This window comes from Enterobacter sp. N5-15, from assembly GCF_057221635.1.
The window spans coordinates 3,857,013-3,883,656 of sequence record NZ_CM170150.1 but is presented as its reverse complement, the minus strand read 5'-3'; the positions used below and the strand labels follow the sequence as shown (position 1 = coordinate 3,883,656).

Genomic DNA, 26,644 nt, shown 5'->3' with positions numbered 1-26,644 from the left:
TCGTAATTTCTGTATTTTTATTCGATTGTGGTCGCGTGTGCAAGCGCAAATTTTCCGCGACCCACAGAAATTGGTAAGTAATCCGTGCGTTAGCGTATGATTGTTTACCCTTTTATAGATGACAGTTTATGCGTCATTCGTTAAAGTTTTCGGTCAATTTGGACATTTTATATATCAGTCAGTGTTCTTGCTCGGGAGAAGCATGTCGGGATCCAATTCAGCAATAAGCCGCCGCCGTTTGTTAAAAGGGGCCGGGGCAATGTGGTTGCTTAGCGTCAGTCAGGTCGGTCTTGCCGCCACGAGTCAGGTGGTCGCGGTGCGCGTCTGGCCGTCGTCGACCTATACGCGCGTGACGGTCGAATCCAACCGCGTGCTGAAATATAAGCAATTTGCCCTCAGCAACCCGGAACGCGTGGTGGTGGATCTCGAAGGCGTTAACCTCAACTCCGTGCTGAAAGGGATGGCGGCGCAGATCCGCGGAGACGATCCGTTTATTAAATCGGCGCGCGTCGGGCAGTTTGATCCGCAAACCGTGCGCATGGTGTTTGAGCTGAAGCAGAACGTTAAGCCGCAGCTGTTTGCCCTGGCGCCCGTTGCGACCTTCAAAGAGCGCCTGGTGATGGATCTCTACCCGGCCAATGCGACGGATATTCAGGATCCGCTTCTTGCCCTGCTGGAAGATTACAACAAGGGCGATTTGCAGCGTCAGGTTCCACCTGCGCAAAGTGGTCCGCAGCCGGGGAAAGCAGGGCGCGATCGTCCGATTGTGATCATGCTCGATCCAGGCCACGGCGGCGAAGATTCCGGCGCGGTGGGGAAATACCGCACGCGTGAAAAAGACGTGGTGCTGCAAATTGCCCGTCGCCTGAAAGCGTTGATTGATAAAGAAGGCAATATGCGCGCCTATATGACGCGCAATGAAGACGTCTTTATTCCGCTGAAGGTCCGGGTGGCGAAAGCGCAGAAGCAGCGCGCCGATTTGTTCGTGTCGATCCATGCGGATGCGTTTACCAGCCGCCAGCCAAGCGGCTCGTCGGTGTTTGCCCTCTCAACCAAAGGCGCGACCAGTACCGCAGCAAGATTCCTGGCTGACAGCCAGAACGCCTCTGACCTGATTGGTGGCGTGAGCAAAAGCGGCGACCGCTACGTCGACCACACTATGTTCGATATGGTGCAGTCGCTGACCATTAACGACAGCCTGAAGTTTGGTAAAGCGGTGCTGGGCAAGCTGGGCAATATCAATAAGCTGCATAAAAACAGCGTTGAACAGGCCGGGTTTGCGGTACTCAAGGCACCGGATATCCCGTCGATTCTGGTAGAAACCGCGTTTATCAGTAACGTTGAAGAGGAACGCAAGCTCAAGACGGCAAAATTCCAGCAGGAAGTGGCGGAGTCGATTCTGGCGGGGATACGGGCGTATTTCTCTGACGGGGCGACGCTGGCGCGACGCGGGTAAATCTTTCAGCCGGGTAAACGCCCGGCAAATTCACAAACGACAGATACAAAAAAACACCCTTAAGGGTGTTTATTGTTTTTAGAAGTGTTGGTTGCGGGGGCCGGATTTGAACCGACGACCTTCGGGTTATGAGCCCGACGAGCTACCAGGCTGCTCCACCCCGCGTCCGTCTTTCTACTCGTGTAGAAACTTACTTCTTCAAATTTGATTGGTTGCGGGGGCCGGATTTGAACCGACGACCTTCGGGTTATGAGCCCGACGAGCTACCAGGCTGCTCCACCCCGCGTCCGTCTTTCTACAGTCGTAGAAGATACTTCATCAAATTTTAATTGGTTGCGGGGGCCGGATTTGAACCGACGACCTTCGGGTTATGAGCCCGACGAGCTACCAGGCTGCTCCACCCCGCGTCCGTGGATGCGCACTATACTCGGATAGGTTTGTGATGCAACCCCTTTTTCACATAAATCATGATTTTGTATGCAAATTGAACGACATGGCTTTGTTTGGACTATTTTTTGCGCAAAATTTGCCAAAGGGCATGCGATCGCATTTCATTAGCCCTGGCGGTTTGTTATCTTCATCACGCGGAAATGGGCAACTTAAAGACGAGATATAATGAAAGGACGTTGGGCGAAGTATCTGATGGCGGGCGCAATGGTAGCGATTCTTGCGGCCTGTTCTTCCAAACCGACCGATCGCGGTCAACAGTATAAAGACGGGAAGTTATCCCAGCCTTTCTCTTTAGTTAATCAGCCTGATGCTGTCGGCGCACCGATTAATGCCGGTGATTTCTCCGAGCAGGTCTACCAGATCCGCAACGCGTCGCCGCGTCTGTATAGCTCACAGAACAGTGTTTATAGCGCGGTCCAGGACTGGCTGAAAGCAGGCGGCGATACGCGCAACATGCGCCAGTTTGGTATCGATGCCTGGCAGATGGAAGGGGCCGATAACTACGGCAACGTTCAGTTTACCGGCTATTACACCCCGGTTATCCAGGCGCGACACTCCCGTCAGGGCGAGTTCCAGTATCCTATTTACCGTATGCCGCCAAAACGCGGTCGTCTGCCGTCTCGTGCTGAGATCTACGCCGGTGCGCTGAGCGAAAACTACGTTCTGGCCTACAGCAACTCCCTGATGGATAACTTCATCATGGACGTTCAGGGCAGCGGCTATATTGATTTTGGCGACGGTTCGCCGCTTAACTTCTTCAGCTATTCCGGTAAAAACGGCCACGCCTATCGCAGCATCGGTAAGGTGCTGATCGACCGCGGCGAAGTGAAGAAAGAAGACATGTCGATGCAGGCTATCCGCGAGTGGGGTGAGAAACACAGCGAAGCCGAGGTGCGTGAGCTGCTGGAGCAGAACCCGTCGTTCGTCTTCTTCAAACCGCAAAACTTCGCGCCGGTGAAAGGGGCGAGTGCCGTTCCGCTGATTGGCCGCGCGTCGGTAGCATCGGATCGTTCGATTATTCCTGCAGGCACCACGCTGCTGGCTGAGGTTCCTCTGCTGGACCATAACGGCAAGTTCAACGGCCAGTATGAGCTGCGTCTGATGGTGGCGCTGGACGTCGGCGGGGCGATTAAAGGCCAGCACTTCGACATCTACCAGGGTATTGGCCCTGACGCAGGCCATCGCGCGGGCTGGTATAACCACTACGGACGCGTGTGGGTACTGAAGGCGGCGCCGGGTGCTGGAAACGTATTCAGCGGCTGATTGTGGTATTCTGAGCGCAATACGGATTACTGTTCAGGGTGAGGAAAACCTCACCCTTTTTACATCTGAGGTTTTATGTCTGTGGTAATCAGCGACGCCTGGCGCCAGCGTTTTGGCGGAACGGCACGTTTATATGGTGAAAAAGCCCTGCAGCTGTTTGCGGATGCGCACGTCTGCGTCGTGGGCATTGGTGGTGTGGGGTCGTGGGCGGCAGAAGCGCTGGCGAGAACCGGTATTGGCGCAATCACGCTGATTGACATGGATGACGTTTGCGTCACCAACACCAACCGTCAAATCCACGCCCTGCGCGATAGCGTCGGTCTGGCGAAATCTGAGGTCATGGCGGAGCGTATCCGTTTGATCAACCCGGAGTGCCGCGTGACGGTGATCGATGACTTTGTGACGGCAGATAACGTCGCGGAGTACATGAGCAAAGGCTACAGCTATGTGATTGACGCTATCGACAGCGTGCGGCCAAAAGCGGCGCTGATCGCATACTGCCGTCGCTACAAGGTGCCGCTGGTCACAACGGGCGGCGCGGGCGGGCAAATCGATCCGACGCAGATCAAGGTGGCCGATCTGGCGAAAACCATTCAGGATCCGCTGGCTGCCAAGCTGCGCGAACGCCTGAAGAGCGACTTTAACGTGGTGAAGAACAGCAAAGGCAAGCTGGGCGTCGACTGCGTGTTCTCGACCGAAGCGCTGGTCTACCCGCAGGCGGACGGGTCAGTCTGCGCAATGAAAAGCACGGCGGAAGGGCCAAAACGAATGGATTGCGCCTCCGGGTTTGGTGCGGCCACCATGGTGACCGCCTCCTTCGGCTTTGTGGCGGTGTCTCATGCCCTCAAGAAAATGATGGCGAAGGCGGAACGTCAGGCCTGAGCCTGACGTGCGGCATCCAGTACCGCGTCGCTGAGCGCGATCAGCCCCTGACCGCGCGAGGCGCTGAGCTGCGCGCGCAGCCCAAGCTCATCAAATAACGCCAGCGGCGAATGTGCCAGCAATTCCGCCGCGCTTTTCCCTTCCACAGCGGTCAACAATACGGCCAGCAGGCCCCTGACGATGCGGCCTTCGCTGTCGCCGAAGAAGTGCAGCTTCTCGCCGGAGACGCTCACGCCCAGCCAGACGCGGTTTTCACAGCCTGCGATCTCTTTCGCCTGCGCTTTGAGATCGTCTGAAAGGGCAGGGAGTTGTTTACCCAGCAGGATCAGCTGTCGATATTTATCTTCCCACTGCTGGAGCGGGGCGAAGGTCTGTTTTAAGGTCTCTTCTGTGACGACCGTGCCAAACGGATGTCCGGCTAAAGCAGCGCTAGTCATTAATCCACCAGTATTTCAAGGGCGCGGTCAACGGCGGCAACCAGCGCGTCGACATCGCTTTGGGTATTATACGGCGCAAACGAGGCGCGTAGCGTACCGTTAACGCCGAGCGCCGCCAGCAGCGGCTGGGCGCAGTGCTGTCCGGCACGCAGGGCAATGCCGTACCCGGCCAGCAGCGTCACCATGTCGCTATGATGAACGCCCGCAAAATCAAAGGCGAGCAGGCTGGAGTCCTGAACGCGGAACGAGCGGAATCCCGGGCGCTTTTTGAGTTCTTCCTCTGCCAGCGTCGCCAGCCCCCGGCTCCAGCTTTCAGCCTGGACAATGTCGGTTTCAGCCAGCCACTCCAGCGCCGCGCTTAAGCCAATCACTCCCGCCACGTTCGGCGTACCGGCTTCCAGACGATAGGGTACGTCCTGCGTTTTGAAGCCATCGAACGACACTTCGGTAATCATTTTGCCGCCACCGAGCCACGGCGTCATTTTTGCCAGCAGTTCTGGCTTGCCGTACAGCGCCCCTATACCGGTTGGACCGTAGAGCTTATGTCCCGAGAAGGCATAGAAGTCGATATCAAGCGCCTGCACATCAGCGGGGAAGTGCACCACGCCCTGAGCGCCGTCAACCATCACCACCATCCCGCTGGCATGGGCCATGCGAATGGCCTGAGCCAGATCCGGGCAACCTCCCGTGACGTTCGACATCTGTCCGAGCGCCAGAATGCGGCTGCGGGGAGTAATCAGCTCGGGGAGACGGGCCACATCGGGCAGAAGGTCTGCACCCAGTGGGAGTTTTACCACGCGTGCACCCGTTTGCTCGGCCACCATCAGCCATGGCACCAGGTTGGCGTGATGTTCCGCTTCGCTGACGACGATCTCATCGCCCGGCTGAAGCAGCGGGCGCGCGTAGCACTGGGCCACCATATTGATGGCCTCTGTCGTGCCGCGCGTCCAGACGATGTTTTTCCCGCTTTCGGCATTGATCAGGCGCGCGACCTGATCGCGTGCGGCTTCGTAGCGCGCGGTTAATCGCTGCGCTTCGGCAAACTGGCTGCGATGCACGTTCCCTGCGCTCAGGCTGTAGAACTGCTGCGTGGCCTCAATCACCGCCTGTGGCTTAAGGGCAGTGGCGGCGCTATCCAGGTAAATACCGGCATCGGCCAGGGCCGGAAACTGTGCGCGAAACTGCGCAGGACTGAAAGCGTTCATGGGATTCCTCATTTCAATATAGCGATCGTCGCGCAATTTCAGCGGCAGGGCAAGGAGGTTGATATCTATCAGAATTGTCTGCTTATCCTTACGACCTCAAAAAAGCAGGTTATGCTAAATAGTGTTAGGCGGATGTTTTAGCCTGTTATAAATCGAGGTTTGAATAGCATTAATTGCTAAAGGAGAATAATCATGAATAAGACAGCTGCAATCATTTCTGCCTGTGCGTTTACTTTTGCCCTGAGCGCGTGTTCTGGTAACAACTACGTGATGCACACCAACGATGGTCGTTCTATCGTTTCGGAAGGGAAACCGACTACCGATAATGATACCGGGATGATTTCGTACAAAGATGCTAACGGGAACAAGCAGCAGATCAACCGCACGGACGTGAAAGAGATGAAAGAGATCGAGCACTAACGGATCGCAGGCGAAAAAAAAGCACCGCAAATTGGCGGTGCTACATTAATCACTATGGACAGACAGGGTAAATGTACAGGAAGTGAAAAATTGGTAGCGTTGCTACCGTGGTCTGAATCGCAGACCAATTGCAAACACAACAACACAACATCACAACCGTAAGCCAAAAGCCCTTCAGAACACGCATTCCGAAAAAAGCTCTTCGTTCCGGCTCAGGAAGTGCCGCCACTATAGGTATTTGCTGGTAGTTCCTCAACGGACAAATTATAATGGCTCAGATAAAAAAAACTAATAGGTTAAACGTTGTTTCCTGTTTGTTAAAATCCGTTAACATCTAAGCCAGATAACCATGTCAAAGCGATTGCCACCCCTCAATGCATTACGTGTTTTTGATGCAGCAGCACGTCACCTGAGCTTTACCCGCGCAGCAGATGAGCTTTTTGTGACACAGGCCGCAGTAAGTCACCAAATCAAGTCTCTGGAGGATTTTCTGGGCCTTAAGCTGTTTCGTCGACGCAACCGTTCGTTGCTGTTGACCGAAGAGGGGCAGAGCTATTTTCAGGATATTAAAGAGATTTTTTCCCAGCTTACGGAAGCCACGCGTAAGCTGCAGGCTCGCAGTGCAAAAGGTGCCCTGACTGTCAGTTTATTGCCCAGTTTTGCCATTCATTGGCTGGTGCCCAGACTCTCAAGCTTTAACTCAGCTTATCCGGGGATCGACGTTCGAATCCAGGCGGTAGATCGCCAGGAGGACAAGCTGGCCGATGACGTGGATGTCGCCATTTTTTATGGTCGCGGTAACTGGCCGGGCTTGCGTGTTGAGAAATTATACGCAGAATATCTCCTGCCGGTCTGTTCTCCCCTGTTGTTAACAGGTGAAAAGGCGCTGAAGTCACCCGCTGACCTGGCTCAGCATACGCTTTTGCATGATGCCTCTCGCCGCGACTGGCAAACTTATACCCGTCAATTAGGTCTTACACATATAAACGTGCAGCAGGGACCCATCTTTAGCCACAGTGCGATGGTGTTACAGGCTGCCATTCACGGGCAGGGCGTGGCGTTGGCGAACAACGTCATGGCGCAGTCCGAAATTGAGGCAGGCCGCCTGGTTTGCCCTTTTAATGATGTACTGGTCAGCAAGAATGCGTTTTATCTGGTTTGTCATGACAGTCAGGCAGAACTGGGTAAAATAGCCGCCTTCCGGCAGTGGATACTGGCGAAAGCGGCAACCGAGCAAGAAAAATTCCGCTTCAGGTATGAGCAATAACGTTTGTGTGCCGGGCACGCATCAATTCAGGACTTAAACATGACCAGCCGATTCATGCTGATTTTTGCCGCGGTGAGTGGCTTTATTTTTGTTGCACTGGGCGCCTTTGGCGCACATGTATTAAGCAAGTCTTTGGGCGCAGTAGAGATGGGCTGGATCCAGACCGGCCTTGAATATCAGGCGTTCCACACGCTGGCTATTTTTGGGCTGGCGGTGGCGATGCAGCGTCGTATCAGTATCTGGTTTTACTGGAGCAGCGTGTTTATGGCGCTGGGTACCGTGTTGTTCAGCGGTAGCCTGTACTGCCTTGCGCTCTCACATCTGCGCCTGTGGGCGTTCGTTACACCTGTCGGCGGCTTCAGCTTCCTGGCGGGTTGGGTATTAATGTTTATCGGAGCTATCCGTCTGAAACGCAAGGGCGTTGTTCATGAATAAGGTTGTTTTGTATTGTCGCCCGGGGTTTGAGAAAGAGTGCGCCGCGGAAATTACCGATAAAGCGGCGAAGCGCGAAGTCTTCGGTTTCGCCCGAGTAAAAGAAAACGCGGGCTATGTGGTATTCGAGTGCTATCAGCCTGAAGACGCCGACAAGCTGGCGCGCGAGCTGCCGTTCAGCTCGCTGATCTTCGCTCGCCAGATGTTTGTTGCGGGTGAGCTGCTGAAGGATCTTCCGCCGGAAGACCGCATCACGCCAATTGTCGGCATGCTGCAGGGCGTGGTGGAGAAGGGCGGCGATCTGCGCGTTGAAGTGGCGGATACCAACGAAAGTAAAGAGCTGATGAAGTTCTGCCGTAAGTTCACCGTGCCGCTGCGTGCGGCGCTGCGTGATGCGGGCGTGCTGACAAACTACGAAACGCCGAAGCGTCCGGTGGTGCATATCTTCTTTATCGCACCGGGCTGCTGCTATACAGGCTATTCGTACACCACCAACAACTCCCCCTTCTTTATGGGCATCCCGCGTTTGCGCTTCCCGTCCGATGCGCCAAGCCGTTCCACGCTCAAGCTGGAAGAGGCGTTCCACGTCTTTATCCCGGCAGATGAGTGGGATGAGCGTCTGGCAAACGGCATGTACGCCGTCGACCTTGGCGCGTGCCCGGGCGGCTGGACCTATCAGCTGGTGAAACGCAATATGTGGGTATCATCCGTTGATAACGGTCCAATGGCGCAAAGCCTGATGGACACCGGACAGGTCACCTGGCTGCGTGAAGACGGTTTCCGCTATCGCCCGAACCGTAACAACATCTCGTGGATGGTGTGCGATATGGTTGAGAAGCCGGCAAAAGTCGCCGCGCTGATGGCCTCCTGGCTGGTGAACGGCTGGTGTCGTGAGACCATTTTCAACCTCAAGCTGCCGATGAAAAAGCGCTATGAGGAAGTGTCGCAGAACCTGGCGTACATTCAGGAACAAATGGACGAAAACGGTATTAACGTAGAGATCCAGGCGCGTCAGCTGTATCACGACCGTGAAGAGGTGACGGTGCATATTCGTCGCTGGTGGGCTGCGGTTGGCGGACGTCGCGACGAGAGATAGTGCGTGCTTTGTTTTGCCCGGTGGCGCTGCGCTTACCGGGCCTACAAAACCCTGAAGTCGCTTTAACGTTCTAACCGCAGCTGCTGTAAATTCCCGTCCAGCTGTAAATCCGTCTGTAGCGTTGCGATTTCCCGGCAGATAAACGCCATCTCTTTATGCGCCTCCAGCTTCTTGCGCCACTTTTCTGGCACCTCATCCAGACGGGCGTAAATCCCTTCCAGACTCTGAAAATCGGTCAGCAGCTGCGCGGCGCTCTTTGGTCCAATACCGGCGACACCCGGAACCTTAGAGCTGCTGATGCCTGCCAGCCCCCAGTAATCCGGCAGTTGCTCAGGCGAGACGCCGAACTCGCTGGCGATAAACGGCGCGTCCAGCCAGCGTTTTTGAAAATAGTCGCGAATGCGGATAGTCGGCGAGAGCAGCTGGCAGTAGCCTTTGTCAGTTGAAACGATAGTGGCCTGATGCCCGGCACTTGCCACTTTGACGGCGAGGGTGGCCGCGAGATCGTCGGCTTCGTTTCCCTGTGCGCCCCAGCAGGGGACGCCCCGCTGTTCAAATGCGGCGCGCAGCATGGGCAATTCAGCGTGAAGATCGTCCGGCATCGGTGCGCGTCCGGCTTTGTAGTCCGGCAGACGCTGGTGTCGCCAGCCCGTGTTGCGGGCTTCGTCATCAAATACCGCGACCGCGTGGGTGGGTTCACTGTGGCGGATAAGCTGTTCCAGCGCGTGCAGACAGGTGTCTTTACAAGGCGTCCCCTGTACCGCATGGATACGGCGGATCAGGTTTAGAGCATCGACGATAAGTAAATGAACGGCCACAGATAATCTCCCTTCTATCTCATGCGTGAAGGGTAACACTGTCAGCAGCGTGAAACTATGAATGGTGGGGAAAACAGGAAGAAGCCTCGCAAAACGAGGCTTCCTGAGAGGCTTAATCGCAGGTCACGATCTTCATCGCCAGGCCGCCGCGAGAGGTTTCGCGGTATTTGGCGTTCATATCTTTACCGGTTTCGTACATGGTTTCGATAACCTTATCGAGACAGACGCGCGGCTCGCTGGTGCGGCGCAGCGCCATACGTGCCGCGTTCACCGCCTTCACGGAGGCAATCGCGTTACGTTCGATGCACGGCACCTGTACCTGTCCGGCAACCGGGTCACAGGTCAGTCCCAGGTTATGTTCCATGCCGATTTCCGCAGCGATGCACACCTGTGTCGGGCTTGCACCCAACAGTTCGGCCAGACCCGCCGCCGCCATGGAGCACGCCACGCCGACTTCACCCTGACAGCCCACTTCCGCACCGGAAATGGACGCGTTCATCTTATACAGCGAACCAATCGCACTGGCGACCAGCAGGTAGCGTGCCAGTGAGTTCGCGTTCACTTCACGGATAAACTTGTCGTAGTACGCCAGCACCGCCGGAACGATACCGCAGGCACCGTTAGTCGGCGCGGTGACCACACGGCCCCCTGCGGCGTTCTCTTCGTTCACCGCCAGTGCGAACATGTTGATCCAGTCTACGACGGCCATCGGGTCCGTTGTCGTTTTGTCGGTGCTCACCAGCATACGGCGCAGCGCTGCAGCACGACGCGGCACGCGAAGCTTGCCAGGCAGAACGCCTTCGGTGGTGATCCCACGCTCAATACCGCCGCGCATCACTTCCCAGACGTTAGTGAAGTGCTGTTCGAGCTCTTCTTTGCTGTGAAGTGCCAGCTCGTTTTTCATCATCAGGCCGGAGAGGGAAAGGCCCGTCTCCTGGCAGTGACGCTGAAGATCCGCCGCCGTTTTGTACGGATACGGCACCTCGACGGAAGCGTTATCGGTTTGACCAAAGTGGTCTTCGTCGACGATAAAACCGCCGCCGATAGAGTAATACGTCTGGCTGTATACCGCTTTGTCGCCAGCCAGCGCGGTAATGCGCATGCCGTTTTCGTGCAGCGACAGGTTGTCCGCATGGAAATTCATGCAGTGGTCAACCGGGAATTCAACCTCATGTTCACCGTTCGCCAGCAGCAGGCGACCGTGGGTGTTCACATCCTGGATGAAGCCAGGGATCGCATCAATATCAACGGTATCCGGCAGATTTCCCGCCAGGCCCATGATAATGGCGATATCGGTATGGTGGCCTTTCCCGGTCAGGGAAAGCGAGCCGTATACATCGACAACCACGCGGGTAATGTCATGCAAGATGCCGCGTGCAATCAAGTCATCCGTGAACTGCTTACCGGCTTTCATTGGTCCGACGGTGTGAGAGCTGGAAGGACCAATACCGATTTTGAAGATATCGAATACGCTAATCATGATGCGTCCATTGCTTTCAGTCAGAGAGGGAGGAGTGCGCCGTCCGAAGACGGCGCGGGTGATAATCAGAACATGGTGTACAGGGAGTAGAAGATCGCAGAGATTGCGATAAGACCCATGATAACCACAAAGACGTTGCTCACATGACCGCTGTACTTGCGCATAGCAGGGACTTTCTGAATCGCGTACATCGGCATCAGGAACAGAATCATCGCGATGACCGGGCCGCCCAGGGTTTCAATCATGCCCAGGATGCTTGGGTTCAGCGTTGCTACCGCCCAGGTGGTGAGCAGCATGAACAGTGCAGTGATTTTGTTCAGCTTGTTGATTTCAATGCTCTTGCCTTTACCGCGCAGAGATTTAATCACCATACCGTTGAAGCCTTCACGTGCGCCGAGGTAGTGGCCCAGGAAGGATTTGGTGATGGCGATAATCGCGATGATAGGCGCCATCCACGCAATGACCGGTGCGTTAAAGTGGTTTGCCAGGTAAGACAGAATAGAGATGTTCTGCTCTTTCGCTGCCGCCAGATCCACCGGGGAGAGGCTCAGTACGCAGCTGAAGACGAAGAACATCACGGTCAGTACCATCATGATGTGAGCGCGTGCCAGGATGCTGGAGCACTTCTTCTCTGCGCCATTACCGTACTCTTCACGTTTCGCAACAGCGAAAGAGGAGATGATTGGGGAGTGGTTGAAGGAGAACACCATTACCGGAATCGCCAGCCAGAGGGTCATCAGCAGGCCGTTACCGGTTACCGATGCGCTGCCCAGGGACAGGGTTTCCAGCGCTGCACCGTTCCACTGTGGGATCAGGTAGCAAGCCAGCACCATCAGGGCAATAACGAACGGGAAGACCAGTACGCTCATTGCTTTCACAATCATCTGCTCACCGAAGCGCACGATGGTCATCATGCCCACAATCAGGATCAGAGACAGAATCGCACGCGGAGGCGGCGTCATGTGCAGCTGGTGCATCATGAAGCTTTCAACGGTGTTGGTGATCGCCACGCTGTAGACCAGCAGAATCGGGTAAATCGCGAAGAAGTAGAGCAGGGTAATCAGTTTACCTGCGCCAACGCCGAAATGCTCTTCAACAACTTCGGTGATGTCTTCGCCCGGGTTTTTACCGGACAGCACGAAGCGGGTCAGACCGCGGTGTGCAAAGAAGGTCATCGGGAAAGCAATGATAGCCATAATGATCAGCGGGATCAGACCGCCGACGCCTGCGTTGATAGGAAGGAACAGTACACCAGCGCCGATTGCCGTGCCGTAAAGGCCAAGCATCCACATGGTATCCGTTTTGCGCCAACCACTTCGGGATTCAATCGAAGCAACGGTGCTGGTTTGAGTGGTTTCCATCTATATCTCCTGGAGGAAGCGAATTGTCAGGTTTTTTAGTCAAATCCGATGAAAAAGTGCCTGACGGTAATATGAAATTCGTTCAGTGACGGTTTTTTAATAATTTTCGCCCGTAACTATTGGCGGGCGGAAAGATACATTCTAGTTATGAATCTATCAGTGATCGTGATCCCAAATGCAATAATCCACTTATGATGTGGGCATCTTTAGACCATTTATCTGTTAAAAAAACATCAAAGAGAATTTACGGGCGCGAAGGCTACCACCAACGACATGTGAGCTGAAAGACCGACCCGTGATATAGGTGTCTTTAGCTGTAAAGAATTGGGTTTTTAGGATTTTCTGGCGGGTAATTTGGATTAAGGCTGATAACTTACGGTTGTAAAAATGAGGTAATCGTTTGCGTTGTGAATAGTTTGTAAAAGACATAAGTGATGCCTATGAATTGCTTCGGTAAAAAAAAACCGGGACGCGCGAGAGGGCGACCCGGTTTTGATGAGACGCTGCTAAGCGTTAGGTGCAGATTTCGTAGCAAGGAATGTAGGCGGAGCCTGGCAACTTCATGCGGTGCTGAGCGACGAAGCCCTGTAGCATGTCGTCCATACGGCGCATCATCTCCGGGTCGCCGTGGATCTTGTACGGGCCGTACTGTTCAATGGCGCGGATGCCCATCTCTTTGACGTTGCCCGCCACAATCCCGGAGAAGGCACGACGCAGATCGGCCGCCAGGACTTCCACCGGCTGGTCCGGGTAGAGTTTCAGGTTCGCCATATTTTCATGCGAAGGCTCGAACGGGATCTGCAGGTCCGGCGCAATGCGAATTGACCAGTTAAAACTGTACGCATCGCCGGTATCGCGACGGTTCTCTTTCACCAGCGGCATCGCTTTTTTCATCTGGCGCGCCACCTCTGCGGCATCGTCAATGATGATGCGATAGTGACGGCGCGCGGCTTCACCCAGCGTGTGCACGATAAACTCGTCCAGCACGCGGAAGTAGTCGGCGCTCTCTTTTGGCCCGGTCAGGATCAGCGGCAGAACCTGATCTTTGTTGGCCGGATTCATCAGAATACCCAGCAGGTAGAGCAGCTCTTCCGCTGTCCCCACGCCGCCCGGGAAGATGATAATGCCGTGGGCGATACGGACAAACGCCTCAAGACGCTTCTCGATATCCGGCATGATAATCAGCTCGTTAACCAGCGGGTTAGGCGGCTCAGCGGCGATAATTGACGGCTCGGTCATGCCGATAAACCGCCCCTCTTTATAACGCTGCTGCGCGTGCCCCACTGCGGCACCTTTCATTGGCGCTTCCATCGCACCCGGACCGCAGCCGGTACAGATGTTCAGCTCGCGCAGTCCGAGCTGCGTTCCTACCCTACGGGCATAAAGGTATTCGGTTTCGTTAATGGAGTGACCGCCCCAGCAGACGACCATGTTCGGCGCTTCACCAACGTGCAGGGCGCGGGCGTTACGCAAAATGGAGAACACCAGGTTGGTAATATGGACCGAGCTTTCCAGGTCGAGATGCTGGAAACGGCCTGCGTTGTGGATCTGCCCGTTAACAAACAGGATGTCACGCAGCACGGCAAACAGGTTAGCCTGAAGTGAACGAATGATGCGCCCGTCGACAAAGGCCTCTTCCGGCGGGTTGATGACTTCAAGCTTCACGCCACGCTCGCGGCGCAGCACGTTGATATCAAAGCTTTCGAAGCGGGACAGCAGTTCTTTACTGTTATCTGTCAGGCTTCCGGAGTTCAGTACGGCAAGTGAACAGTTACGAAACAGTTGATAAAGATCGCTGCTGGCCGTGCGCTTAAGCATGTCCACTTCCAGCTGCGACAACATATCCATTGAGCCAAGCGGGCTAATATGTGTAATCAAGTGAGCTCCTTACGGGACGATTATCGTCTTTCCCTGTTGATTACAATAGCCCTGCCGCGTGACGTTTCACAACCTAAAGCGCGGAAGATACCGCGCATATTGTGAAAATATTTATATTATTGACGCACCAGCCGTCCCGTCGCAGGCACAAAATCGGTGTTGGTGCGCCACGGGTTGATGTCCAGCCCGCCGCGGCGGGTGTAGCGCGCATAAACGCTCAATTTTTCTGGCTGGCAGAAACGCTGAATATCGCTAAAGATACGCTCCACGCACTGCTCGTGGAATTCGTTGTGATGGCGGAACGACACCAGATAGCGCAGCAATTTTTCCCGGTCGATTTTCGGGCCGCGGTACTGGATCTGCACCGAGCCCCAGTCCGGCTGGTGGGTGATCAGGCAGTTGGATTTCAGCAGATGGCTGACCAGCGTCTCTTCGACCACCTTTCCGCTCGCCGCATTTTCGAGGTAATCGGCGCTGAATTCATAATTCTCCACCTCGATATCCTGATCGTCGATGCAGGTCCCGTTGAAGTGGGCGACCGGCTGCCCTTCCAGCTCGTGCAGGCGATACAGTGAAACGCTTACCTTTCCCTGCGCGCAGGCGCTTAAATCACGTTCCAGGGTGTGCTGAACGTCATCCCAGCTGTTGAATTTTGTCTGGTTAAAACTGTTGAGATAGAGCTTAAAGCTTTTGGACTCGACGAGATTAACGCTGGCGTAATCCAGCTCAACGTGGCCCACCGCCACCTGCGGCAGACCGCGTGCGTTAAGCCAGGAGAGTTCGTACAGCGTCCAGATATCGCCGCCGACAAACGGCAATGCGTCCGCATGCAGACCCAGAGGATCGCGATTCAGGCTGCGCGGCACGCCCTGCAGCAGGCCTGCATCGTAGGTATCGCGGTAATCGGTCGATTTACCCAGCGTTAAGCCGGTTAACGCATGATGATTTTCGTAAGACATGTTTCATAGCCACTTTACAGGTACACTTATGGGCTGAGTTTATCCTGTCTGACAAGAAGAGAGAAATCGGTGGACATCGAAACTGCAAATGCCCTCACTACCTTCACGACCCGCTATTGCGACGCATGGCATGAAAAGCAGGGCTCGTGGCCGCAAAGTGCTGATTTATATGGTGTACCCTCGCCGTGCATTATCTCTTCGCTTGAGGATTACGTTATCTGGCAGCCGAAGCCCAATACCGGCGAGCAAAATGTAAATGCGGTTGAACGGGCAATGGACATTGTGGTACAACCAGCGGTTCACGCGTTTTATACTACTCAGTTCGCAGGGGATATGCCCGCGCGCTTTGCTGATATCACGCTGACGCTGTTGCAGACCTGGAGCGAAGACGATCTGCAGCGTGTTCAGGAAAACCTGATTGGTCATCTGGTCACGCAAAAACGCCTTAAGCTTTCTCCGACGCTCTTTATTGCCACGCTGGACAGCGAACTGGATGTGTTATCCGTCTGTAACCTGTCAGGTGAAGTGGTTAAAGAGACTATCGGAACCCGCAATCGCGAGACTCTCGCCCCCTCTCTTGCGGATTTCCTTACCCGACTTGAGCCACTTCTGTAATCCATGATGCTATAGCGCGTGTGAGAGATCTCTTACAAGGTTTGTGAGAGATCGCTGGAACATTCAGTATTACCTTATTTAATTCAGATTAATATCACTCTATTTTTCAATAGATTAGTGGTTTATCGCATCGTTTTTAGGGATTTCTTACGGCTTACAACCCCGAAAGGGTGGGTTGTAAGACGAAGCGGAATAGCGGATTCTATCTCCGTCGACAGGACGCCGACACGAGAAACGAACATCAGGATGATGGCGTATCTCACTCAGGACTCGTCAGGATGGCGCTGCAGGAAGGCTTCAGGATGAAGCAAAGTGGATAACGCAGGATGCGTAAGGGACACCTCCAGGAAGGAGAACGAGAGCCGGTCAGGATGGTCGGTGGGTCAGGAAGGCCAGGACGTTTCAGGATGAAACAAACACGTCAGGAAGATGTGTGCAGGATGCAACGGTTTACGGATGACCAGGCCTTCGGGCTTCAGGAAAAGTTGTCACGGATGAGCAGGGAGCACGAATTGTAGCTGGAATGCTGCGGAACGAACCGGGAGCACTGTTTTTACAGTGCTCCCTTTTTTTATTTCTGCCTTCCGCAATGCTATGCTGCGCGCCGTTCACTTTTTCAGTTGAGGTTACTATGACGCAACACGATAGCGTTCGTGCCCAGTTGCACGCCATCGAAGCCCTTTTGCGCCAACATCAGCTGTGGCAGGAGACCGCGCCGCAGCCAGAAGCGTTCGCGAGCACCCAGCCCTTCTGCCTGGATACGCTGGCCCCGTTTGAGTGGCTGCAGTGGGTGTTAATTCCGCGCATGCACGCCCTGCTTGAGGGCGGTCACCCGCTGCCGCAGGCGTTTGCTGTCTCTCCCTACTATGAAATGGCGCTTGAGGCGACGCACCCTGCGCGCGACGTGATGCTGATCGAACTGGAAAAACTGGATACCCTGTTTGCCGGTGACGATGCATGACGCTTGAGATCCTCTATCAGGACGAGTGGCTGGTGGCGGTGAATAAACCGTCAGGCTGGCTGGTACACCGCAGCTGGCTCGATCGTGATGAGAAAGTGGTGGTGATGCAGACCGTTCGCGACCAGATTGGTCAGCATGTTTTTACCGCCCATCGTCTCGACAGGCCGACCTCCGGCGTGCTGCTGATGGGGCTTTCCAGCGAGGCGGGACGCCTGCTGTCACAGCAGTTCGAACAGCACCAGATGCAAAAGCGCTACCATGCGATCGTCCGTGGCTGGCTGACGGAAGCCGCCACGCTGGACTACCCACTGGTGGAGGAGCTGGACAAAATCGCCGATAAATTTGCCCGCGATGACAAAGGTCCGCAGCCCGCAGTGACGGATTATCGCGGCATGGCGACGACCGAAATGCCGGTGGCAACCAGCAAATTTCCGACCACACGCTACAGCCTGGTTGAGCTTCTGCCTAAAACCGGGCGTAAGCACCAGCTGCGACGCCATCTCGCGCACCTGCGCCACCCGATTATTGGCGACAGCAAACACGGTGATTTGCGCCAGAACCGCAGCGCGGCCGAACACTTTGGCTGCCATCGTCTGATGCTGCACGCCAGCGAGCTGAGCCTGACGCACCCGTTTACCGGCGAACCGCTGTCTATCCGTGCGGGGCTGGACGACGTCTGGATGCAGGCGCTGTCACAGTTTGGCTGGCTGGGACAACTCCCCGAAAATGAAAGGGTTGAGTTTGTATCGGGCAACGTTCAGGATGAACGGTAAACGCATTCATTATGGGAAAATATCATGGCTGAAGTAGGCATTTTTGTCGGCACAATGTACGGCAACTCGCTGCTGGTAGCGGAAGAGGCTGAGGCAATACTCGCCAGCCAGGGCCATAAAGCCACGGTCTATGAAGACCCGGAACTGGCGGACTGGCAAAAGTATCAAGATAAATACATTCTGGTGGTGACCTCCACCACCGGGCAGGGCGATCTGCCGGACAGCATCGTGCCGCTGTTCCAGGGCATTAAAGACCAGCTTGGCTATCAGCCGAACGTGCACTACGGCATCATTGCCCTGGGCGACAGCTCTTACGCCAACTTCTGCGGCGGCGGCAAGCAGTTCGATGCGCTCCTGCAGGAACAGAGCGCCCAGCGCGTCGGCGAGATGCTGTTGATTGATGCCGGGGAGCACCCGGAGCCAGAAAGCGAATCAAACCCGTGGGTTGAGCACTGGGCAACTCTCCTTAAATAGTTATCCAGGCCGGGTAAGGCTTAGCCGCCACCCGGCAACGAAGCCGCAGCAAATCCTCAATTCCGTGAACCACCTTCCACTCCCTTGGGCTTATGCCTTAAACAACCTCTCATACACCCTTCAATACTGTGTTTCTGCACGGTGAGAGAACGTGTCACTCCTTCATATACTTTCCCGGTCACTATAAAACGGCTTCAGGCCGTACCAAAACGACAAAACACAAGTCTCATTCTGATTACCCTACCGGTGCTGTACAGAATGAACCAGGCGAAAGCTATGTTTCAGGAGTGCAACAATGAGTACATTAAGCCACGCAGCGAGCAGCGCTGAAAAGCGCACCAACGCCCGCTACTGGATAGTGGTGATGCTGTTTATCGTCACGTCCTTTAACTATGGTGACCGCGCCACGCTGTCGATTGCCGGTTCGGAAATGGCAAAAGATATCGGCCTTGATCCCGTGGGCATGGGTTACGTTTTCTCCGCATTCTCATGGGCCTACGTCATCGGGCAAATTCCTGGCGGCTGGCTGCTGGACCGTTTTGGATCTAAACGCGTCTATTTCTGGTCCATCTTTATCTGGTCGATGTTTACCCTGTTGCAGGGTTTCGTCGATATCTTCAGCGGCTTCGGCATTATCGTGGCGCTCTTCACGCTGCGCTTCCTGGTGGGCTTAGCGGAAGCACCTTCCTTCCCGGGCAACAGCCGCATTGTGGCGGCATGGTTCCCGGCGCAGGAGAGGGGAACGGCGGTGGCGATTTTCAACTCCGCACAGTACTTCGCAACGGTGATCTTCGCGCCAATCATGGGCTGGCTGACGCATGAGGTAGGCTGGTCACACGTCTTCTTCTTCATGGGCGGGCTTGGGATCGTCATCAGCTTCGTCTGGCTGAAAGTGATCCACGAACCCAACCAGCATCCTGGCGTGAACAAAAAAGAGCTGGAGTACATCGCGGAAGGCGGAGCGCTGATCAACATGGATCAGAAATCCGCAAAAGCAAAAGTCCCGTTCAGCCAGAAATGGGCGCAGATCAAGCAGCTCGTCGGCTCGCGCATGATGATCGGCATCTATCTGGGCCAGTACTGTATTAACGCCTTAACCTACTTCTTCATCACCTGGTTCCCGGTGTACCTGGTGCAGGCACGCGGCATGTCGATTCTAAAAGCGGGCTTTGTCGCCTCGGTTCCGGCAATCTGCGGCTTCGTCGGCGGCGTGCTCGGCGGGGTGATTTCCGACTGGCTGATGCGCCGCACGGGGTCACTGAACATCGCGCGTAAAACGCCGATTGTGCTCGGCATGCTGCTCTCCATGACCATGGTGTTCTGTAACTACGTCAATGCCGAATGGATGATTATCGGCTTTATGGCGATGGCCTTCTTCGGCAAAGGCATTGGCGCGCTGGGCTGGGCGGTGATGGCGGATACGGCACCGAAAGAGATCAGCGGCCTGAGCGGCGGTCTGTTCAACATGTTCGGCAACATCTCCGGGATTGTTACGCCAATCGCTATCGGCTACATCGTCGGCACCACCGGCTCTTTCAACGGTGCGCTGATCTACGTGGGTGTGCATGCGCTGGTGGCGGTGCTGAGCTACCTGGTGCTGGTGGGGGATATCAAACGCGTCGAACTTAAACCTGTAGCGGAGCGTGGATGATGACAACGCAATCGAGTCCAACCGTCACGGAGATGAAGGTCATCCCGGTGGCCGGGCAGGACAGCATGCTGCTCAATATTGGCGGTGCGCATAACGCCTGGTTTACCCGTAATATCGTCGTGCTGAAAGACAGCGCAGGGAATACCGGCGTGGGCGAGGCCCCTGGCGGAGAGGTGATTTACCAGACGCTGGTCGATGCCATTCCGCAGGTCGTAGGCCAGGAGGTCGCCCGTCTGAACAAGGTGGTTCAGCGGGTGCATAAGGGCAATCAGTCGGCAGACTTTGATACGTTCGGTAAAGGTGCCTGGACGTTTGAACTGCGGGTCAACGCGGTCGCCGCCCTGGAGGCCGCCCTGCTTGATTTACTGGGTAAGGCGCTGAATGTTCCGGTTTGCGAGCTGCTGGGGCCCGGCAAACAGCGCGATGCGGTAACCGTGCTGGGCTATCTGTTCTACGTTGGCGATCGCAATAAGACCGATCTCCCCTATCTGGCGCGATCCACGGGCGATCACGACTGGTATCGCCTGCGCCACCAGGAAGCGCTCTCCAGCGACGCGGTGGTGCGGCTGGCCGAGGCGGCGCAGGATCGCTACGGCTTTAAGGATTTCAAGCTGAAGGGCGGAGTGCTGCCCGGCGAGCAGGAGATTGAAACGGCCCGGGCGCTGAAAAAACGCTTTGCGGATGCACGGATCACCGTCGATCCCAACGGCGCATGGCTGCTGGATGAAGCGATTAGCCTGTGCAAAGGGCTGGGGGATGTCCTGACCTATGCGGAAGACCCCTGCGGCGCGGAGCAGGGCTTCTCGGGCCGTGAAGTCATGGCCGAGTTCCGTCGCGCCACCGGGCTGCCTGTCGCGACCAATATGATCGCCACCAACTGGCGTGAAATGGGCCACGCGGTGATGCTGAACGCCGTCGACATACCGCTGGCGGACCCGCACTTCTGGACGCTTTCAGGCGCAGTGCGCGTGGCGCAGCTGTGCGATGACTGGGGGCTGACCTGGGGCTGTCACTCGAACAATCACTTTGATATTTCGCTGGCGATGTTTACCCACGTTGGCGCGGCGGCGCCGGGTAACCCGACCGCCATCGACACCCACTGGATTTGGCAGGAAGGGGAAGCTCGCCTGACGAAAAATCCGCTGAAAATCATCAACGGCAAGATTGCCGTTCCGGATGCGCCGGGCCTGGGCGTGGAGATTGACTGGGATCAGATCCATAAAGCCCATGAGGCGTATAAAAAGCTACCGGGCGGCGCGCGTAACGACGCGGGCCCGATGCAGTACCTGATCCCCGGCTGGACATTTGACCGTAAGCGCCCTGTTTTCGGACGTCACTGATAAAAGGATTGAACGATGAGTACTTTTTCTACCCCAGTAGTTACCGCCATGCAGATCGTTCCGGTTGCGGGCCATGACAGCATGTTGATGAACCTGAGCGGCGGGCATGCGCCATTCTTTACCCGCAACATTGTCATTATCAAAGACAATTCCGGCCATACGGGCGTGGGCGAAATTCCGGGCGGGGAGAAGATCCGCCAAACGCTGGAAGATGCCATTCCGCTGGTGGTGGGCAAAACGCTGGGTGAGTACAAAAATATCCTCAACACCGTGCGCAACACCTTTGCCGATCGCGATGCCGGAGGGCGTGGCCTGCAGACCTTCGATCTGCGCACCACCATCCACGTGGTGACCGGGATTGAATCCGCCATGCTGGATCTGCTGGGTCAGCATCTGGGCGTCAACGTTGCGTCGCTGCTGGGCGAGGGTCAGCAGCGCAGCGAAGTGGAAATGCTGGGCTATCTGTTCTTTGTCGGCGACCGCAGGCTGACGCCGCTGCCTTATCAGAGCCAGCCGGATGAACAATGCGACTGGTACCGACTCCGCCACGACGAGGCGATGACCCCGGATGCGGTGGTGCGCCTGGCGGAAGCCGCTTATGAAAAATATGGCTTCAATGATTTCAAACTGAAAGGCGGCGTGCTGGCCGGTGAGGAAGAGGCGGAAGCCGTCACCGCGCTGGCAAAACGTTTCCCGCAGGCGCGCGTGACGCTGGATCCGAACGGCGCATGGTCGCTTAAGGAGGCTATTGCGATCGGTAAACAGCTGAAAGGCGTGCTGGCGTATGCGGAAGATCCCTGCGGTGCTGAGCAAGGCTTCTCAGGACGTGAAGTCATGGCGGAATTCCGCCGCGCAACGGGGCTGCCGACCGCGACCAATATGATTGCGACCGACTGGCGTCAGATGGGACACACCCTGTCCTTGCAGTCTGTTGATATTCCGCTGGCGGACCCGCACTTCTGGACGATGCAGGGGTCGGTGCGCGTGGCGCAAATGTGCCACGAGTTTGGCCTGACCTGGGGCTCGCACTCTAACAACCACTTCGACGTGTCGCTGGCGATGTTCACGCACGTTGCCGCCGCCGCGCCGGGCACGATTACCGCTATCGACACGCACTGGATCTGGCAGGAAGGTAACCAGCGTCTGACTAAGCAGCCGTTTGAGATCAAAGGTGGCATGGTGCAGGTGCCTTCCACCCCGGGGCTGGGAGTTGAGCTGGATATGGACCAGGTCATGAAGGCCAACGAGCTGTATCAGAAACACGGTCTGGGCGCGCGCGACGACGCGATGGCGATGCAGTATCTGATCCCGGACTGGACATTCGACAATAAACGCCCGTGCATGGTACGATAAACGCATTGGGACCGCTCCCACAAGCGGTCTTTTACGTGGTGTATGCTTAACGTAACGACTATGCGTAAGGATGGCTTATGAAAATTGTTATCGCACCGGACTCGTATAAGGAAAGTTTGAGTGCGCTTGAGGTTGCGACAGCGATAGAACGTGGTTTTCGCGAGATCTTCCCCGAGGCGGTTTACGTCAAACTGCCGGTCGCGGACGGTGGCGAAGGGACGGTTGAGGCGATGATCGCGGCAACGCAGGGACGCATTGTGCATGTTCCGGTGACCGGCCCGTTGGGTGAGCGCGTGGAAGGGTTTTATGGCTTATCCGGTGACGAGCAGAGTGCCTTTATTGAAATGGCGGCGGCAAGCGGCCTGGAGCTGGTCGTCCCTTCGCAGCGTAATCCCCTGAAAACCACCTCGTGGGGCACGGGCGAACTTATTCGTCACGCGCTGGATGCAGGCGTTAAGCATATCATCATTGGCATAGGCGGCAGCGCCACCAATGACGGCGGAGCAGGGATGGTGCAGGCGTTGGGGGCAAAGCTGCTGGACGACAGCGGGCAGCCCCTTGGGCAGGGCGGGGGCGAGCTGGGAAAACTCGCGCGTATCGACCTGAGCGGGCTGGACAGACGTCTGGCGGAGTGCCGGATAGAAGTCGCCTGTGATGTGACGAATCCGCTCACCGGAAAGGATGGCGCGTCCGCCGTATTTGGCCCGCAAAAGGGGGCCACTCCCGAGATGATCGTTACCCTGGACAACGCGCTGGCACAGTATGCGAGAGTCATTGCCCGGGATCTGGATATCGATGTGCTAAACCTTGCTGGCGGCGGCGCGGCGGGTGGCATGGGGGCCGCGCTGTACGCCTTTTGCGGCGCGCAGCTGCGCCAGGGCATTGAGATCGTGACCGATGCGCTACACCTGGCCGACCAGGTGGCCGATGCGGATCTGGTGATCACGGGAGAAGGTCGCATCGACAGCCAGACGATCCACGGCAAAGTTCCGGTGGGCGTGGCGAAAATCGCAAAACGCTTTAACAAACCCGTTATCGGCATTGCAGGAAGCCTGACGGCGGACGTTGGCGTGGTACACGATCACGGCATTGATGCGGTGTTTAGCGTGATCTACACGATCTGCTCGCTGGAAGACGCGCTTGAAAATGCCAGCGAGAACGTCAGGATGGCCGCAAGGAATATCGCGGCGGTGCTGAAGGTGGGGCAGGGAATGTAGTTCTCCCTCTCCCCGTGGGAGAGGGGCGGGGTGAGGGCATCAGGCCGCACCCGCAATTGTAGGCCCGGTAAGCGTAGCGCCACCGGGCTTTTACCTCAGCTCCCCAATACCTTCATCGCTTCCCGCGTCACGTTATCCATTTCATCCAGCAGCTCCAGGAATTCCGGTTCAAGCTCCGATTCCGGCGTACCGGCACGCAGCTGCTGCTCCAGCAGCTGGCAGAGGTTTTTCAGCCGCGGCACGCCGCTGTACCCGCAGCTACCGTGCAGCTTGTGGATTGCTTCCAGCAGATCTTCCGGGTTTTCACCCACCAGCTGCTCTTCCACCTTATTGCGAATTTCCGGCAGAAACGCGACCAGCATTTGCAGCATTTCGCGGGCTAAATCGGGTTTACCTGCCGCCTGGCGCAGGGCAAGCTGCCAGTCAAAGGTCGCGTTCTGGTTGACGCTGATTTCAACCGGCTCGCTGGAAACCGTGTACGTCCCGCCAATATGACCCGGCTTATAGCGTAACAGCAGGTTATGAAGTTTCTCTTCATCGATTGGCTTCGCCAGATAATCATTCATTCCGGCGCTCAGCAGCTTCTCTTTCTGACCGGCCATCGCGTGCGCGGTGACCGCAATGACCGGCGTTTGCTGCTGATGCGGCAGCTGGTGGATCAGCTCGCAGGCCCGAATGCCATCCATGCCCGGCATCTGAATATCCATCAGTATCAAATCAAACTGCATCTGCTTAGCCTGTTCAACCGCCTGCGCGCCGCTGGTGCACAGCTCAACATGCTGAACCTGGTCTTCAAGCAATACGCCAATAAGCTTCAGGTTGGCCGGATTATCATCCACCGCCATCACGCTCATCGGCAATTTTTGCTCATCGTCAATCAGCGGGAGGGCATGCTGGCTAAGACGGCAATACTCCGTGAGCGCGGGCAGCAGGCGGGTCGCGGTGAGCGGTTTCAGCAGACACGCGGCGGCCCCGTCATTTTTCAACTCTTCTGCATTGAGCTGGGCATGGCAGGGCAGCGCCAGCAGCAGATAGTCGGTCATTGACGCGGCTTTCGCCAGCCGCTCCTGCTGCATGGTCAGCTCGCCGGTAAAGGTGACCGGGATCCCCATCAGCAGAATGTCGTAGTGCTCAACGGCAAGCGCTGAGAAGGTTGGGCTGTAGACCACCTCCAGCGGCGTGGTGCTTAAAATATCGAGCGCGCACTGCGCTGCCGCCGCGTTAGGTTCGACGTAGGCCAGACGCTTGCCTTTCAGGCAGTCCGTCACCGGACCGTCGGTCAATACGTTTGGATTGAGGTCCAGATTAATGTGGAACCAGAAGGTTGAGCCGCGGTTCGGCTGGCTGTGGAAGGAGATATCGCCGCCCATCTCGTTCACCAGGCGCTGCGTGATCACCAGCCCCAGGCCGGTACCGCCATGACGGCGGGAGATACTGGCATCCGCCTGGCGGAACGCCTGGAACAGACGCGACTGATCCCGCTCCGGAATCCCGATGCCGGTATCGCGGATCTGGACTTCAATCTGGACCTTATTGCTGCTGATCGAGCGTTTTTCTACCAGAATGTCGATGTTACCGCTTTCGGTGAATTTAATGGCATTCCCGACAAGGTTGGTAATGACCTGCTGCAGACGCAATGGATCGCCAATAACGTTATCCGGCACGTCGTTTTTAATGTTGAGCGTCAGCTCAAGGCCTTTGTCGTGCGACGAGTGCGCGAGCAGCGTCACCACCTCATCCAGCGTACTGCGCAGCGGGAAGGGAATACTCTCCAGGATCAGCTTGCCCGCTTCCAGCTTGGAGAAGTCCAGCACGTCGTTGATGATCGCCAGCAGGTTGTTGGCCGAGCGTTCAATGGTGTGCAGGTGATCGCGCTGGGTCGGGTTGAGCTCGCTTTTCAGGGTCAGGCGGGTGAAGCCGATCACGCCATTGAGCGGCGTACGCAGCTCGTGCGACATATTGGCCAGGAATTCCGACTTAATACGTGCCGCTTCCTGAGCGCGCTTTTTCGCCAGATCCAGCTCAACGTTCTGGATCTCCATCTGCTCCAGCGTTTCGCGCAGGTCGGACGTCGCCTGGTCAACGTTGTGCTGCATCTCTTCGTGATACGCCGCCAGCGACATGGCCATCGAGTTGATGCCGTTCTTCAGCATATCCAGCTCGCCCAGCATAAACCCTTCCACCCGGCTGTCGAGCTGTCCCCGGCGGATGCGGTCAACCGTGTTAACCATGTTGCGGATGGGGCCCGTCACGTCGCGCATCAGGCGCCAGCCGAAGATCAGCGCAATGCCAATGCAGAACAGCATCATCACGCCAGAGATGAAGATTTCTTTATACTGCTGTAGCCGGACCGACTTGAGATCCAGCTCCAGCGCCACGTATCCCAGCATATTGTTGCTGGATTTGGCGTCGGATTGCGCAGACTCATCGGGTGAATAGCTTTCCGATACGATCGGCGTGCGAAGGATCATGATATCGCCGCGCCGCAATACGGTGAGGTGGCGCGGGAACGGCGTACCGTCCGGGATCTTCAGAGCCGCAGGATCGAGATGAAAATTCGAGGTGACAAACAGGCGGTTATGTTCGTCGTAAACGGAAATGGCGCGTACGATGTCCGAGTGGCGGCGGTGGAGTACGCTGATTAACTGACCTATGGATTCGCGGTTTTGCAGGTTCATGCCGTACTCGCTGGAAACGGCAAGCGGTTCGATAATGCTGGCGCCTGCATCCTCCAGCTGTCGCTGCAAATCGTTATAGCGGTGCACCACAAAGAAGATACTCAGCAGCAAACCGATGAGAACGGTGGGGGCGAGGATCAAAATCATCATGCGCGCGCGCAGGCTGTAGTTGGTCATG

At 56.2% G+C, this 26,644-nt stretch carries 23 protein-coding genes and 3 tRNA genes; 15 read left to right on the top strand and 11 right to left on the bottom strand.

Going from position 1 to position 26,644, the window contains the following annotated elements; translation table 11 throughout:
• The first annotated feature begins 202 nt into the window (after window positions 1–202).
• Window positions 203–1,456, top strand: coding sequence for an N-acetylmuramoyl-L-alanine amidase AmiC (gene amiC / locus AC2TE5_RS18340; RefSeq protein WP_134348866.1), 1,254 nt, complete (start codon window positions 203–205; stop codon window positions 1,454–1,456).
• A gap of 88 nt (window positions 1,457–1,544) precedes the next feature.
• On the opposite strand, the gene AC2TE5_RS18335 is transcribed toward amiC, so the two are convergent.
• The 3 genes from AC2TE5_RS18335 to AC2TE5_RS18325 all read right to left on the bottom strand — a co-directional run bounded on the left by AC2TE5_RS18335 (window position 1,545) and on the right by AC2TE5_RS18325 (window position 1,863).
• Window positions 1,545–1,621, bottom strand: a tRNA-Met gene (locus AC2TE5_RS18335).
• Between the two features lie 44 nt (window positions 1,622–1,665).
• Window positions 1,666–1,742, bottom strand: a tRNA-Met gene (locus AC2TE5_RS18330).
• A 44-nt stretch (window positions 1,743–1,786) separates the two neighbouring features.
• A tRNA-Met gene (locus AC2TE5_RS18325) sits at window positions 1,787–1,863 on the bottom strand.
• 208 nt (window positions 1,864–2,071) lie between these two features.
• On the opposite strand from AC2TE5_RS18325, the gene mltA reads away from it, so the two are divergent.
• Together mltA and tcdA are read left to right on the top strand one after the other, a co-directional pair.
• Complete coding sequence (gene mltA, locus AC2TE5_RS18320) at window positions 2,072–3,169, top strand: murein transglycosylase A (RefSeq protein ID WP_484612147.1); 1,098 nt, start codon at window positions 2,072–2,074, stop codon at window positions 3,167–3,169.
• Between the two features lie 75 nt (window positions 3,170–3,244).
• The gene (tcdA, locus tag AC2TE5_RS18315; protein WP_484612146.1) at window positions 3,245–4,051 is read left to right on the top strand and encodes a tRNA cyclic N6-threonylcarbamoyladenosine(37) synthase TcdA; all 807 of its coding nucleotides are present in this window, start codon (window positions 3,245–3,247) and stop codon (window positions 4,049–4,051) included.
• On the opposite strand, the gene csdE is transcribed toward tcdA, so the two are convergent.
• Together csdE and csdA are read right to left on the bottom strand one after the other, a co-directional pair.
• Entirely contained in the window at window positions 4,042–4,488 is a 447-nt protein-coding gene (csdE, locus tag AC2TE5_RS18310) for a cysteine desulfurase sulfur acceptor subunit CsdE (protein WP_484612145.1), read from the bottom strand. The two genes, tcdA and csdE, sit on opposite strands and share 10 nt — an antisense overlap.
• Entirely contained in the window at window positions 4,488–5,693 is a 1,206-nt protein-coding gene (gene csdA, locus AC2TE5_RS18305) for a cysteine desulfurase CsdA (protein ID WP_484612144.1), read from the bottom strand. The genes csdE and csdA overlap by 1 nt, the downstream gene beginning before the upstream one ends.
• Window positions 5,694–5,885: 192 nt before the next feature.
• Here csdA and AC2TE5_RS18300 point away from each other — a divergent pair, with 192 nt between their 5' ends.
• From AC2TE5_RS18300 to rlmM, 4 genes are all read left to right on the top strand, one after another.
• Complete coding sequence (locus AC2TE5_RS18300; protein WP_008499648.1) at window positions 5,886–6,113, top strand: YgdI/YgdR family lipoprotein; 228 nt, start codon at window positions 5,886–5,888, stop codon at window positions 6,111–6,113.
• Between the two features lie 349 nt (window positions 6,114–6,462).
• Window positions 6,463–7,380 carry a glycine cleavage system transcriptional regulator GcvA gene (gcvA, locus tag AC2TE5_RS18295; RefSeq protein ID WP_023309032.1) on the top strand — a complete coding sequence of 306 codons (918 nt, stop codon included), beginning with the start codon at window positions 6,463–6,465 and terminating at the stop codon, window positions 7,378–7,380.
• Window positions 7,381–7,419: 39 nt separating this feature from the next.
• Entirely contained in the window at window positions 7,420–7,815 is a 396-nt protein-coding gene (locus tag AC2TE5_RS18290) for a DUF423 domain-containing protein (RefSeq protein WP_023309031.1), read from the top strand.
• Window positions 7,808–8,908 carry a 23S rRNA (cytidine(2498)-2'-O)-methyltransferase RlmM gene (gene rlmM / locus AC2TE5_RS18285; RefSeq protein WP_121424556.1) on the top strand — a complete coding sequence of 367 codons (1,101 nt, stop codon included), beginning with the start codon at window positions 7,808–7,810 and terminating at the stop codon, window positions 8,906–8,908. The genes AC2TE5_RS18290 and rlmM overlap by 8 nt, the downstream gene beginning before the upstream one ends.
• A gap of 62 nt (window positions 8,909–8,970) precedes the next feature.
• Here rlmM and xni read toward each other — a convergent pair whose 3' ends face one another.
• From xni to queF, 5 genes are all read right to left on the bottom strand, one after another.
• Window positions 8,971–9,726 (bottom strand): flap endonuclease Xni, encoded by a 756-nt coding sequence (gene xni / locus AC2TE5_RS18280; protein WP_021241892.1) that lies wholly within the window; start codon window positions 9,724–9,726, stop codon window positions 8,971–8,973.
• A 112-nt stretch (window positions 9,727–9,838) separates the two neighbouring features.
• Entirely contained in the window at window positions 9,839–11,206 is a 1,368-nt protein-coding gene (sdaB, locus tag AC2TE5_RS18275) for an L-serine ammonia-lyase II (protein ID WP_023333255.1), read from the bottom strand.
• 65 nt (window positions 11,207–11,271) lie between these two features.
• Entirely contained in the window at window positions 11,272–12,567 is a 1,296-nt protein-coding gene (locus AC2TE5_RS18270) for an HAAAP family serine/threonine permease (protein WP_213328663.1), read from the bottom strand.
• A 513-nt stretch (window positions 12,568–13,080) separates the two neighbouring features.
• On the bottom strand, window positions 13,081–14,445 hold the full coding sequence (ppnN, locus tag AC2TE5_RS18265) for a nucleotide 5'-monophosphate nucleosidase PpnN (RefSeq protein WP_159514820.1): 1,365 nt from the start codon (window positions 14,443–14,445) through the stop codon (window positions 13,081–13,083).
• A gap of 116 nt (window positions 14,446–14,561) precedes the next feature.
• Window positions 14,562–15,404, bottom strand: coding sequence for an NADPH-dependent 7-cyano-7-deazaguanine reductase QueF (gene queF / locus AC2TE5_RS18260; protein ID WP_213328661.1), 843 nt, complete (start codon window positions 15,402–15,404; stop codon window positions 14,562–14,564).
• Between the two features lie 69 nt (window positions 15,405–15,473).
• On the opposite strand from queF, the gene syd reads away from it, so the two are divergent.
• From syd to AC2TE5_RS18220, 8 genes are all read left to right on the top strand, one after another.
• Window positions 15,474–16,019 (top strand): SecY-interacting protein, encoded by a 546-nt coding sequence (gene syd / locus AC2TE5_RS18255; RefSeq protein WP_148768935.1) that lies wholly within the window; start codon window positions 15,474–15,476, stop codon window positions 16,017–16,019.
• 631 nt (window positions 16,020–16,650) lie between these two features.
• Window positions 16,651–16,980: a YqcC family protein gene (locus AC2TE5_RS18250; protein WP_484612143.1), complete on the top strand. Its 330-nt coding sequence runs from the start codon at window positions 16,651–16,653 to the stop codon at window positions 16,978–16,980.
• Complete coding sequence (gene truC / locus AC2TE5_RS18245) at window positions 16,977–17,753, top strand: tRNA pseudouridine(65) synthase TruC (protein WP_252034248.1); 777 nt, start codon at window positions 16,977–16,979, stop codon at window positions 17,751–17,753. The genes AC2TE5_RS18250 and truC overlap by 4 nt, the downstream gene beginning before the upstream one ends.
• A gap of 24 nt (window positions 17,754–17,777) precedes the next feature.
• The gene (locus AC2TE5_RS18240; RefSeq protein ID WP_213328658.1) at window positions 17,778–18,227 is read left to right on the top strand and encodes a flavodoxin; all 450 of its coding nucleotides are present in this window, start codon (window positions 17,778–17,780) and stop codon (window positions 18,225–18,227) included.
• A 295-nt stretch (window positions 18,228–18,522) separates the two neighbouring features.
• Window positions 18,523–19,878 (top strand): galactarate/glucarate/glycerate transporter GudP, encoded by a 1,356-nt coding sequence (gudP, locus tag AC2TE5_RS18235; RefSeq protein ID WP_023309021.1) that lies wholly within the window; start codon window positions 18,523–18,525, stop codon window positions 19,876–19,878.
• Entirely contained in the window at window positions 19,878–21,218 is a 1,341-nt protein-coding gene (locus AC2TE5_RS18230) for an enolase C-terminal domain-like protein (RefSeq protein ID WP_336669049.1), read from the top strand. Before gudP ends, AC2TE5_RS18230 begins: the two co-directional genes overlap by 1 nt.
• A 15-nt stretch (window positions 21,219–21,233) precedes the next feature.
• Window positions 21,234–22,571 (top strand): glucarate dehydratase, encoded by a 1,338-nt coding sequence (gene gudD, locus AC2TE5_RS18225; RefSeq protein WP_484612142.1) that lies wholly within the window; start codon window positions 21,234–21,236, stop codon window positions 22,569–22,571.
• Between the two features lie 77 nt (window positions 22,572–22,648).
• On the top strand, window positions 22,649–23,788 hold the full coding sequence (locus AC2TE5_RS18220) for a glycerate kinase (RefSeq protein ID WP_484612141.1): 1,140 nt from the start codon (window positions 22,649–22,651) through the stop codon (window positions 23,786–23,788).
• 95 nt (window positions 23,789–23,883) lie between these two features.
• Here the strand turns inward: AC2TE5_RS18220 and barA are convergent, their stop codons facing one another.
• Window positions 23,884–26,643, bottom strand: coding sequence for a two-component sensor histidine kinase BarA (barA, locus tag AC2TE5_RS18215; RefSeq protein WP_121424547.1), 2,760 nt, complete (start codon window positions 26,641–26,643; stop codon window positions 23,884–23,886).
• Window position 26,644: the final 1 nt, after the last annotated feature.